Origin of the sequence: Bradyrhizobium sp. AUGA SZCCT0222 (assembly GCF_018130205.1) — a bacterium.
GTDB lineage: Bacteria > Pseudomonadota > Alphaproteobacteria > Rhizobiales > Xanthobacteraceae > Bradyrhizobium.
Window position 1 is genome coordinate 59,031 of sequence record NZ_JAFCLX010000003.1, and the last position, 15,678, is coordinate 74,708.

The 15,678-nt window shown below is 62.4% G+C and carries 15 protein-coding genes and 1 pseudogene; 14 read left to right on the forward strand and 2 right to left on the reverse strand.

Translation table 11 applies throughout. The features are described 5' to 3' along the window. The first annotated feature begins 49 nt into the window (after positions 1 to 49). The 3 genes and pseudogenes from JQ629_RS03110 to JQ629_RS37845 all read left to right on the forward strand — a co-directional run bounded on the left by JQ629_RS03110 (position 50) and on the right by JQ629_RS37845 (position 1,577). Positions 50 to 469: a hypothetical protein gene (locus JQ629_RS03110; RefSeq protein WP_212411101.1), complete on the forward strand. Its 420-nt coding sequence runs from the start codon at positions 50 to 52 to the stop codon at positions 467 to 469. Between the two features lie 113 nt (positions 470 to 582). Continuing rightward, positions 583 to 1,182, forward strand: a pseudogene (locus tag JQ629_RS37840) (ABC transporter substrate binding protein); the annotation flags it as partial. Between the two features lie 191 nt (positions 1,183 to 1,373). Continuing rightward, on the forward strand, positions 1,374 to 1,577 hold the full coding sequence (locus tag JQ629_RS37845) for an ABC transporter substrate binding protein (protein WP_502752267.1): 204 nt from the start codon (positions 1,374 to 1,376) through the stop codon (positions 1,575 to 1,577). 247 nt (positions 1,578 to 1,824) lie between these two features. Here JQ629_RS37845 and JQ629_RS36955 read toward each other — a convergent pair whose 3' ends face one another. Continuing rightward, positions 1,825 to 2,052, reverse strand: coding sequence for a cysteine rich repeat-containing protein (locus tag JQ629_RS36955; protein ID WP_249134790.1), 228 nt, complete (start codon positions 2,050 to 2,052; stop codon positions 1,825 to 1,827). 663 nt (positions 2,053 to 2,715) lie between these two features. Here JQ629_RS36955 and JQ629_RS03125 point away from each other — a divergent pair. The 4 genes from JQ629_RS03125 (at position 2,716) to JQ629_RS03140 (ending at position 8,311) form a co-directional block, all read left to right on the forward strand. After that, positions 2,716 to 4,257, forward strand: coding sequence for a Spy/CpxP family protein refolding chaperone (locus JQ629_RS03125; protein WP_249134791.1), 1,542 nt, complete (start codon positions 2,716 to 2,718; stop codon positions 4,255 to 4,257). A gap of 189 nt (positions 4,258 to 4,446) precedes the next feature. Then, positions 4,447 to 6,126, forward strand: a complete 1,680-nt coding sequence (locus JQ629_RS03130; RefSeq protein ID WP_212411107.1) for a hypothetical protein — start codon at positions 4,447 to 4,449, stop codon at positions 6,124 to 6,126. A 10-nt stretch (positions 6,127 to 6,136) separates the two neighbouring features. Beyond that, the gene (locus tag JQ629_RS03135) at positions 6,137 to 7,630 is read left to right on the forward strand and encodes a UbiA family prenyltransferase (RefSeq protein ID WP_249134792.1); all 1,494 of its coding nucleotides are present in this window, start codon (positions 6,137 to 6,139) and stop codon (positions 7,628 to 7,630) included. A 207-nt stretch (positions 7,631 to 7,837) separates the two neighbouring features. Next, entirely contained in the window at positions 7,838 to 8,311 is a 474-nt protein-coding gene (locus JQ629_RS03140; RefSeq protein ID WP_212411414.1) for a VOC family protein, read from the forward strand. Between the two features lie 83 nt (positions 8,312 to 8,394). On the opposite strand, the gene JQ629_RS03145 is transcribed toward JQ629_RS03140, so the two are convergent. Beyond that, the gene (locus JQ629_RS03145) at positions 8,395 to 9,027 is read right to left on the reverse strand and encodes a LysE family translocator (protein WP_212411110.1); all 633 of its coding nucleotides are present in this window, start codon (positions 9,025 to 9,027) and stop codon (positions 8,395 to 8,397) included. 711 nt (positions 9,028 to 9,738) lie between these two features. Here JQ629_RS03145 and JQ629_RS03150 point away from each other — a divergent pair. The 7 genes from JQ629_RS03150 to JQ629_RS03180 all read left to right on the forward strand — a co-directional run bounded on the left by JQ629_RS03150 (position 9,739) and on the right by JQ629_RS03180 (position 15,655). Next, positions 9,739 to 9,960, forward strand: coding sequence for a hypothetical protein (locus JQ629_RS03150; RefSeq protein ID WP_212411112.1), 222 nt, complete (start codon positions 9,739 to 9,741; stop codon positions 9,958 to 9,960). A 6-nt stretch (positions 9,961 to 9,966) separates the two neighbouring features. Next, positions 9,967 to 10,386, forward strand: coding sequence for a hypothetical protein (locus JQ629_RS03155; RefSeq protein WP_249134794.1), 420 nt, complete (start codon positions 9,967 to 9,969; stop codon positions 10,384 to 10,386). Positions 10,387 to 10,859: 473 nt separating this feature from the next. After that, a complete protein-coding gene (locus tag JQ629_RS03160; RefSeq protein WP_212411114.1) occupies positions 10,860 to 11,345 on the forward strand; it encodes a hypothetical protein in 486 nt (161 codons plus the stop codon). A 42-nt stretch (positions 11,346 to 11,387) separates the two neighbouring features. Next, positions 11,388 to 12,011, forward strand: a complete 624-nt coding sequence (locus JQ629_RS03165; protein WP_212411117.1) for a hypothetical protein — start codon at positions 11,388 to 11,390, stop codon at positions 12,009 to 12,011. Then, positions 11,945 to 12,757: a lysozyme family protein gene (locus JQ629_RS03170; protein ID WP_349631206.1), complete on the forward strand. Its 813-nt coding sequence runs from the start codon at positions 11,945 to 11,947 to the stop codon at positions 12,755 to 12,757. Before JQ629_RS03165 ends, JQ629_RS03170 begins: the two co-directional genes overlap by 67 nt. 166 nt (positions 12,758 to 12,923) lie before the next feature. Beyond that, a complete protein-coding gene (locus JQ629_RS03175) occupies positions 12,924 to 13,907 on the forward strand; it encodes an ABC transporter substrate-binding protein (protein ID WP_212411119.1) in 984 nt (327 codons plus the stop codon). Between the two features lie 158 nt (positions 13,908 to 14,065). Then, complete coding sequence (locus tag JQ629_RS03180; RefSeq protein WP_212411121.1) at positions 14,066 to 15,655, forward strand: tetratricopeptide repeat protein; 1,590 nt, start codon at positions 14,066 to 14,068, stop codon at positions 15,653 to 15,655. Positions 15,656 to 15,678: the final 23 nt, after the last annotated feature.

Consider the following 15,678-nt stretch of genomic DNA (forward strand, 5'->3'; position numbering starts at 1 on the left):
AGACTCGATGACTTACAAGAGCGGGTTTGGGGGGGAAACGGAGGTTTCCATGACCAACTCGAATGGACGACCGACGCGTCTCTATCGGTTGCTCGCAGCTCGCATGGCAGGATTGAGTGCGGCTGCTTTTCTCGGGATCAGCACAGCCTATCCGCATGACGCGATGCGGCCAGAACTCAACACGTGGTTCAAAAGTCTCAAGAACAAGGCGGGCGTAGGGTGTTGTGACTCCGGAGATGGCCAGCACGTGGAGGCCGAGTGGGATATGGCGAAAGGTGGCTATCGGGTCCTGCTGAAGCATCCGCATCGGCCAACCGAACCGGGGCAATGGTTCGAGGTGCCATACTCCGTCGTGATCGACCAGCCGAACCTCAGCGGCATCGCGATGGTTTGGTGGTGGGCGCGCTTCGACACCCGAGGAAGTATGATCCCTATGTTGCGCTGCTTCATTCCGGGACCGGCTGGGTGACCCGACTAAGTACGCGGAGGGCCTGACTGCACTAACCCGCCCTCATCGGACTCAGAGCTGCGAGCGCTGCAGCCCAATATGCGGCCGGTTCAGAACCAGTGAGAGGTGCTCGAATGAAACGCCGAAAGTTCATTGGAACCATTGGTGCGGTCGCCTTGCTCCCGCTTATTGCACGGGCGCAACAATCGAAAAAGCTATACCGGATCGCGATATTGCATCCATCGCACCCAGTAGCTGAGCTGACCGAAGTCAGCAGTTTCCGGTACTGGCGCGAATTCTTCCAGGAGCTTCGCCGACACGGCTATGTCGAGGGACAGAATCTGACAGTCGAGCGCTATTCCGGCGAAGGGCGTGTCGAGAGCTACCCTAAACTCGCCCGTGATGTCTCAACTCGCAGTCTCGATTTGATTTTTGCGATCACGGTGTGGATGGTGGCTCCTCTCAAAGATTCGACCCGCACCACCCCGATCGTTGCGATGACCAGCGATCCGGTCGATCTGGGCCTTGTGTCAAGCATGGCACGGCCGGGTGGCAATATCACAGGTGTCAGCGTCGATGCTGGTCTGGAGATTTGGGGCAAGCGGCTTCAGCTTTTCCGGGAGGTCGTCCCAGCAATATCGAAGCTGGGAATTCTGGCTTTGCGACGAAACCCCGAAGGAGCTGCAATGCAGGCGACGGCAGAGAAAGCAGGCATCAGTGTTGTAGGCTCCACTTTTCTCGATAGTGGGAGCGAGCCAGAATATCGTCGTGTCTTCGCCCTCATGTCACACGAAGGCGCCGACGCGCTCTTTGTCGATGGCAGTCCGGAACACATTACGAAGCGACAACTAATCGGCGAACTGGCTGAGAAGTACCGGCTGCCGGCCATTTATCCATTTCGTTCATTTGTGGAGGCCGGCGGCTCATGGCCTATGGCATCGACTTTCTGGAGATTTTTCGCCAAGTCGCCCGTACGATTGATCAAATCCTCAAGGGTGCGCAACCCGGTGGTATTCCATTCCAACAACCTACGAAATTCGAACTCGTCATTAACCGCAAGGCTGCCACCAACATTGGGTTACTGCTTCCCGAGCCGTTGCTCGCTCGCGCCGACGAAGTAATCGAATAAGCGGATTGTGACTTCCGTTGCGCGTCAAAATAATCGGGCTCAAACGTCCGCTTTTCGCGCAACGATGCTGATCGAGGGCGAACTGGCCGCCAAATCCACCGGTAGGCTTCGGAGTTTTCGCTGGACCACCGCGTGTTTCACCAGAAGTTCTGGCTACGGCAGCGTCGCTAAGATCGACGGCAACAAGCTCCCATCGCGTTCGAAACGGCGAAGTGTAGCAACGCGCCGGCGTCAAGAACAAAGCGCCTCACATGCCGCGGCTGGCAAAGACCTTTTGGCAGCTCGAGCTCAGCTTGGCCCTGTTTTGCTGCAAGCATTGTTGAACCGCTCCATCATCGCCCAATTGCGGCCGGCAAAAGCGCTGCGCATCCCGTGTGCAGGCCTGCTGTTCCTGTGGCGTACCCTTCTGACCCTGCGCAAAAGACAGCGAAGTCTCCGTCAGCAAAATGACCAGAACCAGGACGATTGATCGCATAACGATCTCCCTGTGTTGACGGGAACAAAACGTTGCTCCCTGTCCGCGGTTCCTCGATCGGCATACTCGGTACACCTCACCTGGGATGCACTGCTGGCCCTCCTGCGTCGCAAAGCCGCAATGACGATCATAGATCGATTGCCGCGCTCGCGCGTTGAGAGTGACGGGCGACTAACGAGCTGCCAGGTAGCGACGATCATGCTTGCACCCAGCCTTCGCCTTTCAGCAATTCTTCTCGGCGTTTCGATGGTAGCGGCGAGCGTGGGCTTTTCCGCCGCCCAGGAGAAAAGGCATGGACCGCCTGCGGCCGCGGGCCGGCCTGCGGGACCGCCGCCCGGCATGGCTCACCCTGCACCGCCTCCCGCCATGGCCCGTCCTGCGCCACCTCCTGCCATAGCGCGGCCTGCCCCACCTCCCGCGATGGCCCGCCCTGCACCGCCGCCCGCTATGGCGCGGCCCGCCGCGCCGGCGTTCCGTCCGGCTCCGCCGCAGCAGCGGCCGGCGATGGCGCCCCGTCCGGCGCCACAGATCGCCGCGCCACCGCGCCCCGTCGCTCCGAGAGTAGCAGCACCGTCGCGCCCCAGCGCACCAGCTGCCGCGAGCCCATCCCGGCAGGATCGGATCGGCCAGCGCGAGCAGCGCATTCAGCCGCCGCAGCAAGCGTTGCAGGAGCGGCAGCGCGACGGGCTTTCGCCGCAAAACGCGCAGCGCCAGGAGCGCATCGACCGGTTGCAGCAGCGCGTGCAGGATTTGAAGTCGCAGCAGCCGGAAGGCCAGCGCGCACAACGCGCGCAGCAACGGTTGCTGCAAACCGAACAGCGGCAGCTGCAGCGTGAGGAGCGCCTGCAGCGGCTCCAGCACACCACGCAGGAACGGCAGCGCGACACGCTCAACCGCGAGAGCGCGCAACGCGAGCAGCGCATCGATCGGCTGCAGCGGCGCGTGCAGGAGCTGCAGTCGCGACAGCCGGACGGCGTGCGGGCGCAACGCGCACAGCAACGACTGCTGCAAACCGAGCAGCGGCAGCTCCAGCGCGAGCAGCGCCTCCAGCAAGGTGATGTGGCGCGCCGGCAGGAACTGGGAATGCCGCCTTCCGGCAGGCAGGCCGAGACCGCCGCTGCCGCGGTGCAGGCCGCCGCCCGCGGGCGGTTTGCCGAGCGCTTCCGCAGCAATCCTGATCCGCAGGTCCATGCGGTGCTCGAGGGCGGGCGGCACGGCTGGGCGCCCCGCCACGCCTGGAAGCGTGGCCTGCGCGCGGCGTTTGTGCCGTGGGCCGGCCACGTGTTCTGGCCCTATGCCTATTCCGACATATTCGAGTACACGTTCTGGCCCTCCGGGTACGACGTCGGTTATTGGGCTTACGCCTACGATGACTTCGTCGATACCGTGTTCTGGGGCGCGGATAGTCCGTATTCCGCCTATGCCAGGCTCGGCTCGACTGATTCCCGGGAGAGCGACGGCGCAATCGGCGGCTCCCGACCGCGCGAAAGCGCGGGCATGAGCCCACAGGCTCTCAAGCAACTGTGCAAGGAGCCTGAAAAGGGTATCACCGCCTGGCCGATCGCTTCGATCGAGGAGGCGGTGCGGCCGACGCCCGAGCAGCGCGCAGTGCTTGACGATTTGAAGAACGCGGCAGCAATGGCCGCCGATGCGTTCAAGGAATCTTGCGTCGACTCGTTTGCGATGACACCGCCCGGCCGCTTGCGGGCGATGATGAACCGCCTCAGCGCCACGCTCGAGTCCGCGCGGATCGTGCGGCCGGCCCTGGAGAAATTCTACAGCTCGCTCAGCGACGAGCAACAGGCCCGCTTCAACGCGCTCGGCCCCGACATCAGCGAACGTTCGCAACCGCAGCCGCAGCAGGAAGCGAACGCGCAGCCGGATAGCTGCGGCGAGCCAAAGCCCAGCCTGACCAACCTGCCGATCGAGCGGATCGAAACGGTGATACGTCCGGCGGGCAAACAGAAGGAAGCGCTCGACCGCCTGCGCGAGGCCACGGAGAAGGCCGTTCAGACGCTGCAAGCTGCCTGTCCGGTGGACGTACCGCTCACGCCGGTTGGGCGGCTGGAGGCGATGGAGAAGCGGCTAGAGGCCATGATGCAGTCGGCCAAACTGGTGCAGCCGGCGCTCGATGAGTTCTATACCACGCTGGCCAGCGAGCAGAAGGCGCGCTTCAACACGCTGGGACGGTTCGCTGGCCGCTGATTGCAAGCGGCCGATCGCCGAAAATTGTGTGCCAATCATCGACACTGTTGTGCCAACAGCGTCACTCTGAGACGCCCGAAAAGCAGTGCGATGAACGTTCATCTTAAATAGTTACCGTAACTTTTGAAACGAGTTTGCGCTCGCTCCAAAAGACCATATCGACCAAAGCGCGATAGCTGAGGGTTCGATATGACGGAAGCGAGTTACGACCTCATCAGGTCCCGGGCAGCACCATTCAATTGGCGGATCGCCGCGATTGCTGCCTTCACGATCTTGGTCGTGGCAGTGGCGGCCTTGGTCCACGTCGTTCCCTACGGACGGGCGGTGTGGGATTTCGTCTTCATCCTCGATGGCGCCTATCGCATCGGCGTCGGGCAAGTTCCGCACGTCGACTTTGCTTCGCCGATCGGTCCGCTGACGCTCTATCTGACGCATTTTGCCGAACGGCTTTTTCCCGGCGGACAGCCGTTCATCGGCCTGCACGCGCTGGCGTGGCTCATGGTGGTGCCGCCGTTCGCCGTCATAGCGTCGCGCATTCAATCGTCCTGGGGATTTGCCGCCAGCTTCGCGGTTCTCGCGGTGGTGGTTCTGGTGCCCTACACGCTCGACTCCACCATGCTCTCCGAAATCAGCTATTTTGCCACCTATAACCGCTTCGCGACCGCGATCCTGTTCCTGGCAGCATTGTGGTATGTGCTGCCGAAGGCCCGTGGCGACGGCGTGTTGCTGGGTTACCTGCTCACCGCCCTGGTCTCCATCAAGATCACCGCCGCGATCGCAATGCTCGGCCTCGTCGCCGCAGCCGTGCTGCTCGGACGCGCGCGACCCGCCGCGCTGTTCGTCATGTTGTTCGTCACCGCAGCGTTGGCGGGACTGGTCGAACTGGCGACCGGAGGGCTCGTCTCCGGCTACCTGCACGACATCGTCTCGATGAGCGCCTTGAACCGGGGCGGCGCCGCTTTCCGGCTCGCCGCCTCCTCGGCGCGCAATTGGCTGCCGCTTGCGGTCACGATCACGATCGTCGTGCTCGCGGCCCGCGAACTCGATTTCACCGCGGCGGTCAGGCGCCCGTTCAATTTCGTGCACGAGACCATCGCCCGGGAAGCCTTCGTCGCGGACGCAGCGCTGCTGGTCGCGGTAGCGCTGGCCGCGGAGAGTCAGAACACCGGCGGCGTCGGATTGATTGCCGCCACGGCCGTACTTTTCCACCCGAGCCTGCGCACGACCCGTGGCTGGCGCCTGATCGCCGCAGCGGTACTCGGCGCGACGCTGGTGCTGCCGATGGCCGACGTCGTCGAAAAGCGCGTCGTCTCGACCTTTGTAAGGGAAAAGCAGGGCACGACCGACCACGGCTTTTCAACATTCCTTCCGGGCATGCGCGTACCAACAGCCACCCTCGCCGGCTCCCGGCTGATGACGCGCCTGCAATCCGAATGGCTGCCCTTCCTCGACGAGACAGCCAACAACGGCTTCGACCTCGACGGCGATCCCGGCAGCACGAGCCCGGCGACGCGCGCGGCGTGGGCCGTCAGCGTTGCCGAGGCCGGCGCGAACTTTCAGCGGCTTGGCTACGCGACCAAGGCGCAGCGTTATACGACCATCGATTTCGCCGAATCCTTCCCGCGGCTGCTCGGCCTGACGCCGGCGCGCGGCACCACCCTGGCGATGGATTTCCGCCGCACTGTCCCTGCGTTTTCCGTAACCGAAGCGTCGACCTATCTGGCGGACGCGGACGGTGTGTTCTTCCGCACCTGTGTTCTCCCCGGCGCGACCGACACCAATCCCGCGACCTTCCGTACCGTGCTGGAACAGGAGTTCACGCGCCACAAGCTGCATCCCTGCTGGGATTTCTACAGCCGTACCCGCTGAAAGGGCCCGCATGTCCACCTCACCCCTGCCGCTTGCACTCTCCGTTTCGCCACTCTCCGATCGGCGCGAGGCGACGCAACCGCGGCCGCTGATCCTCGATCTCGATGGCACGCTGGTGCGCGCGGACATGCTGCTTGAGACCGTGCTCGCGCTGCTGCGAGCGGCGCCGTGGCGGTTGTTCGAGATCGGCCTGTGGATGCTGCGTGGCCGCGCCTATCTCAAGCGCCGTCTTGCCGAGGAAACCAACATCGAGCCGGACGTCCTGCCGTTCAATGAAGAACTGCTGGCCTACGCGGCCGATATCGCGGCGAGCGGACGACCGGTCTACGTCGCCACCGCCGCCGACGCCAAGGTCGCGGAAAAGGTCGTTCGACGGATTGCGTTCATTCGCGGCGTCATCGGCAGCGACGGCTTGCGCAACCTGAAGGGCGAAGCGAAGGCGCAGGTTCTCGCCGAACGATTCCCCGACGGCTTCGACTATGCCGGCGACGCGCGCGCCGATATCCCGATCTGGCGCCGCGCCAGGAATGCCATCGTCGTCGAGGCAGCAAGTTCGGTAGAGCACGCCGCCGCAAGCGTCGCGACCGTCGCCAAGGTGTTTCCGCGAACGTCCCGCATCCGTGCGCTGGTGCGCAGCATGCGCCCGCACCAATGGGCGAAGAACGCGCTGGTTTTCGTGCCGCTCATCCTCGCCGGACTGGTTTCCCACGTTGACGCCGTCTACGCGACGACCTGCGCGTTCCTCGCCCTCGGCCTGGTTGCCTCATCCACCTATCTCGTCAACGATATCTGGGACCTGACCGACGACCGCAGCCACTGGTCGAAGCGAAACCGGCCGCTAGCGAGCGGACGGCTGCCGCTCGCAACGGCGATCGCCGCCGTTCCAATTGGATTGTTCGCGGGCATCGCCGTGGCCGCGCTGGCCGGGCCGGCCACCGTTGCCGTCGTGCTACTGTATCTGGCCGTAACCCTGGCCTATTCGTTCGCGCTCAAGCGCATCCCCATTCTCGACGGTTTTGTTCTCGCCGGATTGTTCACGCTACGGCTCGGCGCCGGCATCGTAGCGTCAGGCGCGCCGCCGTCGCCCTGGCTGCTGGTGTTCGCGATGTTCCTGTTCGCCTCGCTCAGCTTCGCAAAGCGCCACACCGAGGTCGCCCGCGTCATCGAGCGCGGCGGAACCGAAGTCCGTGGCCGCGGCTACAAGTCCATCGACCTGCCGCTGATCATGGGCATCGGCATGGCGACCGGGGTGGCCGCCGTGCTCATCATGGTGCTCTACATCATCAACGACGCCTTCCGGCAGAGTTTTTATGGCAACACCGCCTGGCTCTGGGCTTTTCCCGCCATCCTGTTCCTGTTCGTGTGCCGGATCTGGCTGAAATGCGGACGCAGCGAGCTGCACGACGATCCCGTGGCGTTTGCCGTCACCGATCGGCCGAGCCTGGCGCTCGGCGGCGCCCTGATGGTGTGCTTCGGACTGGCATGGTCGGGCGTGTTTGGCTGATATGCCGCCACTTGCGCAGGACGCGCCGAGGTTCCGCGTCGCCGGACGCGGAAGACACAGCTAGGCGCCCTGTAAATAACCAAAAAAAACCGCAGGACCATGTCGGATTGGGCCGACCCCGTTCGTCGTTTCGCCGGGCCGATCAGGCCGGCTGGATACCGCAAGCGGCAGCCAAGCGAAACGAAAGGATGATAAATGGCCAAGAAGATTGCGAAAAGCACGATCTGCGTCTGGTACGACAAGGACGCGGAGGCGGCTGCCCGCTTTTACGCCGAAGTCTTTCCCGACAGCGCCGTGCACGCCGTCCACCATGCCCCCGGTGACTACCCATCCGGCAAGAAGGGCGACGTGCTGACGGTCGATTTCACGGTTGCCGGCATCTCCTGTATCGGCCTCAACGGCGGCCCCGCGTTCAAGCAGACCGAAGCATTCTCGTTTATGATCACCACCGAAAACCAGGAAGAGACCGACCGCTACTGGAACGCCATCGTCGGCAATGGCGGCCAGGAGAGTGCGTGCGGCTGGTGCAAGGACAAATGGGGCGTCTCCTGGCAGATCACGCCACGCGTGCTGCTGGAGGCGATGGCGGCCGGCGGCGCTGAAGCGAAGCGCGCATTCGATGTCATGATGACCATGCAGAAAATCGACGTCGCCAAGATCGAAGCCGCGCGGCGCGGCTGATATTCGCCGGGCAGCAGTGGCCAGCCCGGCTCGGTCGTCGCGCGTGCAACGCGGACCGAGCCGGCCTCCTGGAATATTCAGTGTCAGGCGTGACGCCGGCTGAACAGCAATAGGCCACCCATCATTGCGAACAGCCCTCCTGTTGCCCTGTTGATCCAGCGCATGTGCCAGCTGGAGCGCAGGACGGGGGCGATCGCGGAGACGCCGAAGGCGCACATCGCCAGCACGCTGAATTCGCATGCGATGAATGTAACGGCGAGGATGGCATATTGCGGAGCGAACGGTTCGACCGGATTCAGGAACTGCGGGAAGAACGCGGTGAAGAACAGGATGGCCTTGGGATTGCTCGACCCGACCAGGAAGCCCCTGACATAGTGCGTGCGCAAGCGCCGGCCGCTGTCCGCTGGAGCGCTCTTGATATCGACGGCTTCAGCGGTGCTGCCGAACGTCTTGATGCCGAGCCAGATGAGATAGATCGCTCCGATCACCTTGACCACGGTGAAGGCAAGCTCCGATGCCGCGAGCAATGCACCGAGGCCCAGCGCCGAAAGCGCCATGACTCCGAGGACCGCGCTGATGCTGCCAACCGCGGCTGCCAGCGCGCCCGACTTGCCTTCGTTCAGCGCCGTCGTCATGCAGGTGAGCATGGTTGGGCCGGGCGACAGCACCAACACGGCCACGGCGGCTAGGTACAGCAAGTAGGTCGTCAGGCTCAAGGTTCGAATCCAATCTGAGTAGTGAGGTTAAGCGACACCCTATCGGGTGTGCCAGCCGGTGACGGCCATGACGGTGGCGGGGTCCGCTTATTAACAGTTTGGCAGCCGCCCACCAGCCCATACTTGTACCAAAGCGACGCGGATTCCCCCGGGCGGCCCCCTCCCCCGTTATTGGAATGTGAGTAATTTCAACCAGCGAGCCGGAATATTGCATCCTCAGCCCTCGCGTGAAGAGCGAAGTTCTACGCGCGCATATCCGGTCTTGCGCTGCTCGTTTCTTCGACCCTCTGGCCTATTTCTTCGTCATGGCCGGGCATAGCCGTCTGTAGGACGCCGTCGCTTCCGCTCGCCTATGCCCGGCCATCCACGTCTTTCTTGCTTAATGGAAACCAAGACGCGGATGCCCGGCACCCGTCTCCGCCAGGGCTTCGACGGGGCCACGAGTGGTCGGCCCGCCGAAGCTTTAGCGAAGGCGGAAAGGCCGGGCATGACAACGTTCGGTACGAGGCGCTATTTCGTTGATCTCTTTTTGAGTCAGACTCTTAGGAAGCCTCCGAGCGGCGCCGGGCTCCCTGCCGCATCTCGAAAATGAAATTGCCCATTTTTGAGCCGCCGGCGGGCGACAATTGTATTTTGGCGAGCCTTTGGAACTTTTCGGAACTTCTGCCATTGCAGATTTGCTGATGGTGCGAACCCCAAGGAGTGTTTGCAATGGCAACCCACATCGTGATGGACCACACTGGCGATACCCGCCATGAGTTTGATGCGAACGACGCGAAGGCGTTGCTTGAAGCGGAAAGACGCTTCGAACAGCTCACAGGCGCCGGCTTCACAGCGGCAACTAGAACTTCCTCTGGCGATCCGACGATAACCCGCAGATTCAATCCGAAAGCCGAAGAAACCCTGTTTTATCCAAGGCTGGTCGGCGGTTAGCGTCTCATGTTGCAGACAACGCTACGTAATGTGGTCCGTAACATCAGGCAATTGCTGGCGGATAGCGCGAACCGCTGGCAATTGCTGCGGGCTCAATATCGGGAATTGGGCTGCCCTCAAAGGGAGGTGCGCGGCATAAGGTTGCTGCAAGCGTGGCTATCGCCTGAACAACTGGTTCAGTTCAACAAGTACGGGTATTTCGAAGTCACGGGCTGCCAAAGCGGCAAGCGCTACCGCATCTGTTATGGCACCGCGACAAATATTCATGAACTTGACCAATATGGGCGCCCGAAAGCCGGTTGGTGTTTTGTGCCAAACCAGCCACTGGTTCCCGGCGACGTCATGTTGGCACAGAAAATCGCTTTGGAGACCGACGAGTGGGCTGCGCTGGCGGTGGCTAAATCGTTCCGGCCGACCTGGCATTGAAAGGACTTGGCATTAAACAGACTTGGCACGTCTGATGGGCCGAGGTCCGCTGCGCAGCCACCGGGCAGCAGAAGCGCTGGCGGTCCTGATGCGGTGCAGCACGGGCTGCGCCGGCGGCGTCGCTACGGAAAATGGATACACGCAGACTGTTTACCAAGTCGGTCAAGGACGCGAAAACCACCTTCCCTAAGCGGCTTGAAACGAATCCGCTCTAGGCTGCCTCCAACAGCAAGAGGCAGCAAATGTTCACGATCATCAGGGCGCTCGTCATCGCGGTATGCGCGTATGCCGGTTCATCGGTAGCAGGCAGTCAATTCCCGGACCTGCCGAACTCCCATCAAATCTATAACGAGTAGATCACAGAAGTTCGTGATCGAGCTCAGCAACAGCAATTCCGGCAGTAACCACGTTCAGTTACGGACTGTCAGGAATTACGGCGTTTGCTCTCGTCAGGTTCTGTGGCGGAGATGGTTATGCCTCTCGGACGATACATAGCCTGGGTCGGCGCATCATTGCTTGTGTTGCTGTTCGTGGCCAACTGGTTCTTTCCGCAACCTTTGGCGGAGCCCGCCGGTGACGAGGTTAACAGGCCGGTCATCCGGATCGCTTCTCTAGAGCAGCCGCCGGAACGGATCGTCATCGACACGAATCTTCCTACGATCGTTCCGCCGCCAGCGCCGGCCGCCGATGCCATCCCGGACGAGCCGCCCCCGCAACCACAATCATTTGCGCCGATAACTTCTCATGCGTCGGTTACTGGCGTGGAAAAAAGCAAGCCAAAAGCCACGAAGAGACTGGTGAAGGAGGCTGCAGCCAAACACCCGTCATCGCCCCATCCGCAAATCAAAACGCCTGTGGTCGCGAGTAGCGGCCCGGCACCGGTCGCACCGCCCACCAGGTTGTCGTTCGCGAACATCATTTCCGGTCAGCTGGTGAGAGAGCTGTTCAACCTTCATTGAGCCTCAGCGCAGAGACACTCGCGCCTCCGTGCATTAACCCTGTTGTCAGACTTACTTCGTCGCTCCTGCGCGCAAGTCAATTCTGCCGCTAACCCGCCGCATTGGATCTTAGAAATCGTTCTGCGACGTTGGGCAGACTATTTCCCCCTATTCGGGGCAAGCACCTTCGTTCTGGAAGAGCAGATCATGATGAGGGCAGGTCTCCTCGTTGTCGGCCTCAGCGCTCTGACCATCATGGAGCTGGGGACACCGCGACGCACCAAGACAACTGCGCCAGATCGGTTCGAGCAACTGACCATCGGCGTCAGCGTATCAGGTGACACCCTGGAGACGACAGACCGGCGCGAAGTCCACCGTTTGCAGCATGAAGCACCGGTTCAGCCGATCTCATCCATCGAACCAACACCGCCGCCGGATATGACGGCCATAACTCCAGAAAAGGAGCCGAGCACTGTTGGAATCGGTAAAGGCGAGAAAAAGCCCGTTGTCAGGAACTCAAAGCCTGAACCCAAGTACACAGAGCCCGACAAATCCAGACCTAAATCCGCAAATCCCGACAAAGCTGCGGTTCGGTCGAAGCCGACGGCCGAGGCCAGGCCGTGTCGACCAAACGCTTTCGATGGTCTGCTCCAAGCATTGAAGCTGCCCGCCCGATGCCAGACCTAGCACAACAGCTTTCGTTCAATTTCGGGTTGGCCGGCGCCGAACCGGCGCGCCTCGCTCATCCCCCAAGGGGAGCAGAGCGCGTGGACGAAATCAGGCCGCCTCGCCCGGACGAGCGGTGCGCACCCGATGCATCGCGAGATTCGCGCTACGCATCAATCGCCGCGATTGTTCTAGCGGCGGCGATCGCGCTCGCCGTCATCGCAAGCCTCTGGATCTTTCGCGGCACGCTTTCAAACCGGCAGACAATCGATTCAATCGACGTCAAGGCGCTGGTGGAGCGTATCATCAAAGTCGAATCGGCGGGAAATACGAACAAGAAGAACAAGCTTTCCAGCGCCACAGGCGCTGGTCAGTTTCTCGATGACACATGGCTCGAAGCCATCCGAAAGCATCGCCGCGATCTGATCAAGGGCCGCAGCGATAAAGAACTGCTGGAGCTGCGGCAGGACGCCGAACTTACGCGGGAAATCATTGCGCGGCTGCTGGGGGAATATGCCAGGACACTGAACAAACGCGGGCTGCCCCTCACATCCGGTTCGCTTTATCTTGCCTATTTTGCCGGACCGGCCGGCGCCGTGGCTCTGCTGTCCGGCGCCGAACATGCCGACGCCGCATCCGTCATGGCCGCCGCTGACTCGACCGGTCGAACCACCCGCCAGAAACTTGTCAGGGCAAACCCGTTCCTCGAGGTACTGACGGTACGCGATCTCAAGAACTGGGCCGATCACAAGATGCGCGGCATCTAGATCGCCCTGTTCCCGACCTCTGACAGTTTGCCGTTATGAATGACCGCTTTGCGATGCGAACGTCCCCTCCGGGTCGGCTTTGAGCCAGCGCGGAGCTCCGGCCGCTCTTGGACCCTCGCCGAAAAGTGCTTACCATCGGGTGAAAGTGTCGAACGCGGGGCCGGCCATGAAGCGACGCGAATTCATCCGGCTGGTCGGCGGCGTGGCGGCCTCATGGCCGATGGCAGCGCGGGCACAGCAACGCATTCCGATCGTCGGCTTTGTCGGATTTGCCAATGCGGACGTCGACGCCGTCACGGTCGGCGCTTTTCGCAAGGCGCTGGTTGAGCTCGGCCACGTCGAAGGACGCACCATCATCGTCAATGCGCGCAGCGCCAACGGCGACGTCGCGCGAGGCCACGCCATGATCGACGAGTTGGTGGCGTTGCCGGTGAATGTATTTCTTTCGCCAGGCCAGGCCGCGGCGCGGGCCATCGTGCGCAAGACGAATATTCCCGTGGTCGCGGTGGCGTTGCCGGCGGTGCAGAGCGATCCCGAACTGTTCCAGAGTCTGGCCCGGCCCGGCGGCACCGTGACCGGCTTCTCGGCGTTTGGTGAGGAGATTTCGGCCAAGCGCATCGAAATGCTGAAGGAGATCGAACCTGGCCTGAAGAAAATCGGCGTGATGCACAACGCCACCGATCCCACCTTCAGCGCCTGGGGCTCGCAGACCATGGCGGATGCGAGGAGCGCAGGTATCGAGCCGGTGCGCCTCGGACTCAGTGCGCCGTCCGCCGTGCAACTCACCGAGCAGATCAGGAAGCTCGCCGACGACGGCGGCACGGCCATGATCGTCATCCGCGATTTCCTGACGGTGGCCATGATGGACGACATCTGCCGGATCGCGGCAGACCTGCGCATTGCCGTGATCGGCGAACATGCCGAGATCGCGCGGGCCGGCGCACTTTTCAGCTATGGCGCCGATCTCGCCGACCTGTTCCGTCGCGCTGCGGGCTATGTCGACAACATTCTCAAGGGCCAGAAGCCGGCGGAGATGCCGATCCAGCTGCCGACGAGGTTCGAGCTGATCGCCAATGTCAGGGTTGCCCGGACACTCGGGCTCACGTTCCCGCCGACAATCCTTGTGCTCGCGGATCAGCTGATCGAGTGAAGCTGCAAAGCGGCCCCCGAGACGCACCTAAGCTGATTGCCCGGAGGGGCCCGAAAGGTCAATTGCACTGCCATGATGCCGCGGTTACGGCAAAGTGGTTACGACAAAGGAACGAAAGTCGTATAGTCCCGTCCATAGATGAGCCAGGGAGGAAATCCATGCGGAAGTCTCCATTCGGTGTCGCCGTCGCGGCTCTTATGCTTTCTACATCTCAGCCGCTGGTCGCCGCGCAGGACGACGTCGATCAGCAGCTCGGTAACGTGAACTTCAAAACCTCCTGCAACGATGTTGCACAGCGTCGCTTCGATCGCGCGATGCGCTATCAGCACTCGTTCTGGTACACCAACGCCAAGGAGATCTTCGAGGAGGCCATCAAGTCTGATCCGACATGCGCGATGGCATATTGGGGCATCGCGCTCACGATGATGGACAATCCGCACGCGGCAATTCCGCGGCCGAACCTTGCGCCCGGCCTCGCCGCGATCACCAAGGCCAGGGAGATCGGAGCCAAGACCGAGCGCGAACGCGACTATATCGATGCGATGATGGTGATGTATGCGGACCACGAAACGATCCCCCATGTCCAGCGCATGCGCGCGCTGCGCGACAAACAGGCCGACATCGCGGCGAAATATCCAGACGATGACGAGGCCCAGATTGCCTACGCCATCACGCTCAACACGTCGGCGGATTTGAAAGACAAGACCTACGCGCAGCAGACCAAGGGCGCCGCAATCCTGGAGCCGATGTCGGTACGGCTGCCGCAGCATCCGGGCGTGACGCACTACCTGATCCACCTCTACGACTATCCGGCGACTGCGCAAAAAGGCCTCGACGCCGCCAACCGCTACGCCAAGATCGCGCCGGCCGCGCCGCACGCCCAGCACATGCCGTCGCACATCTACACCCGCGTCGGCTATTGGAAGGAATCGATCGTCTCCAACGCCGCCTCCGTGAAAGCCGCGAAGTCCGAGAAGTCGGTGGGCAATTACCTGCACGCGCAGGATTACATGGTTTATGCCCATCTTCAGCTCGCCCAGGACCAGCAGGCGCGCGCCGTCATAGACGACATGATCAAAGAGACCGACTTCAAGGTGACGGTCGCGGCGGCCGACTACGCGCTGGCGGCCTCGCCGGCGCGCTTTGCGATCGACCGCGGCGACTGGGACGCCGCCTCGCAACTATCGGTCAGGCCGAGCGGCCTGAACTACGCGATGGCGATCTCGCATTTCGCACGCGCGCTCGGCGCGGCGCGCTCCGGCAAGCCGGAAGCCGCCAAGGCCGATGTCCAGAAGCTCGCGGAATTGCGCGACAAGTTACGCGACGCCAAGGATAATTATTGGTCGCAGATCGTCGACATCCAGCATCAGGTCGCCGTTGCCTGGGTGCTTCACGCGGAGGGCAAGTACGACGAGGCTCTCAAGGCCATGAGCGCGGCAGCGGACGCCGAGGACCTGACCGAGAAGCATGTGGTCACGCCAGGTCCGCTGGCGCCGGCGCGCGAGCTCTACGGCTTCATGCTGCTCGATCGCGGCATGGCCAAGGAGGCGCTTGTGGCATTCGAGGCCACCAAGGCCAAGGAGCCGAACCGCTTCCAGGGCTACGCCGGTGCTGCCAAGGCGGCCGATACGCTCGGTGACAAGGCGGCGGCGCGACAGAACTATCAGCAACTCATGGCGCTCGCGGCGAACGCCGACACGGAGCGGCGCGAGGTAGCGGCGGCAAAGACCTATCTCGCCAGCAACTAGAGCATGATCCGGCTAGCGAGCAG

Bases quoted from the DNA above. Each gene is read 5' to 3' on its own strand.
- JQ629_RS03110 (WP_212411101.1), top strand. From the start codon at position 50: ATGACCAACTCGAATGGACGACCGACGCGTCTCTATCGGTTGCTCGCA.
- JQ629_RS37845 (WP_502752267.1), top strand. From the start codon at position 1,374: ATGGCCTATGGCATCGACTTTCTGGAGATTTTTCGCCAAGTCGCCCGT.
- JQ629_RS36955 (WP_249134790.1), bottom strand. From the start codon at position 2,052: ATGCGATCAATCGTCCTGGTTCTGGTCATTTTGCTGACGGAGACTTCG.
- JQ629_RS03130 (WP_212411107.1), top strand. From the start codon at position 4,447: ATGACGGAAGCGAGTTACGACCTCATCAGGTCCCGGGCAGCACCATTC.
- JQ629_RS03135 (WP_249134792.1), top strand. From the start codon at position 6,137: ATGTCCACCTCACCCCTGCCGCTTGCACTCTCCGTTTCGCCACTCTCC.
- JQ629_RS03150 (WP_212411112.1), top strand. From the start codon at position 9,739: ATGGCAACCCACATCGTGATGGACCACACTGGCGATACCCGCCATGAG.
- JQ629_RS03155 (WP_249134794.1), top strand. From the start codon at position 9,967: ATGTTGCAGACAACGCTACGTAATGTGGTCCGTAACATCAGGCAATTG.
- JQ629_RS03160 (WP_212411114.1), top strand. From the start codon at position 10,860: ATGCCTCTCGGACGATACATAGCCTGGGTCGGCGCATCATTGCTTGTG.
- JQ629_RS03175 (WP_212411119.1), top strand. From the start codon at position 12,924: ATGAAGCGACGCGAATTCATCCGGCTGGTCGGCGGCGTGGCGGCCTCA.
- JQ629_RS03180 (WP_212411121.1), top strand. From the start codon at position 14,066: ATGCGGAAGTCTCCATTCGGTGTCGCCGTCGCGGCTCTTATGCTTTCT.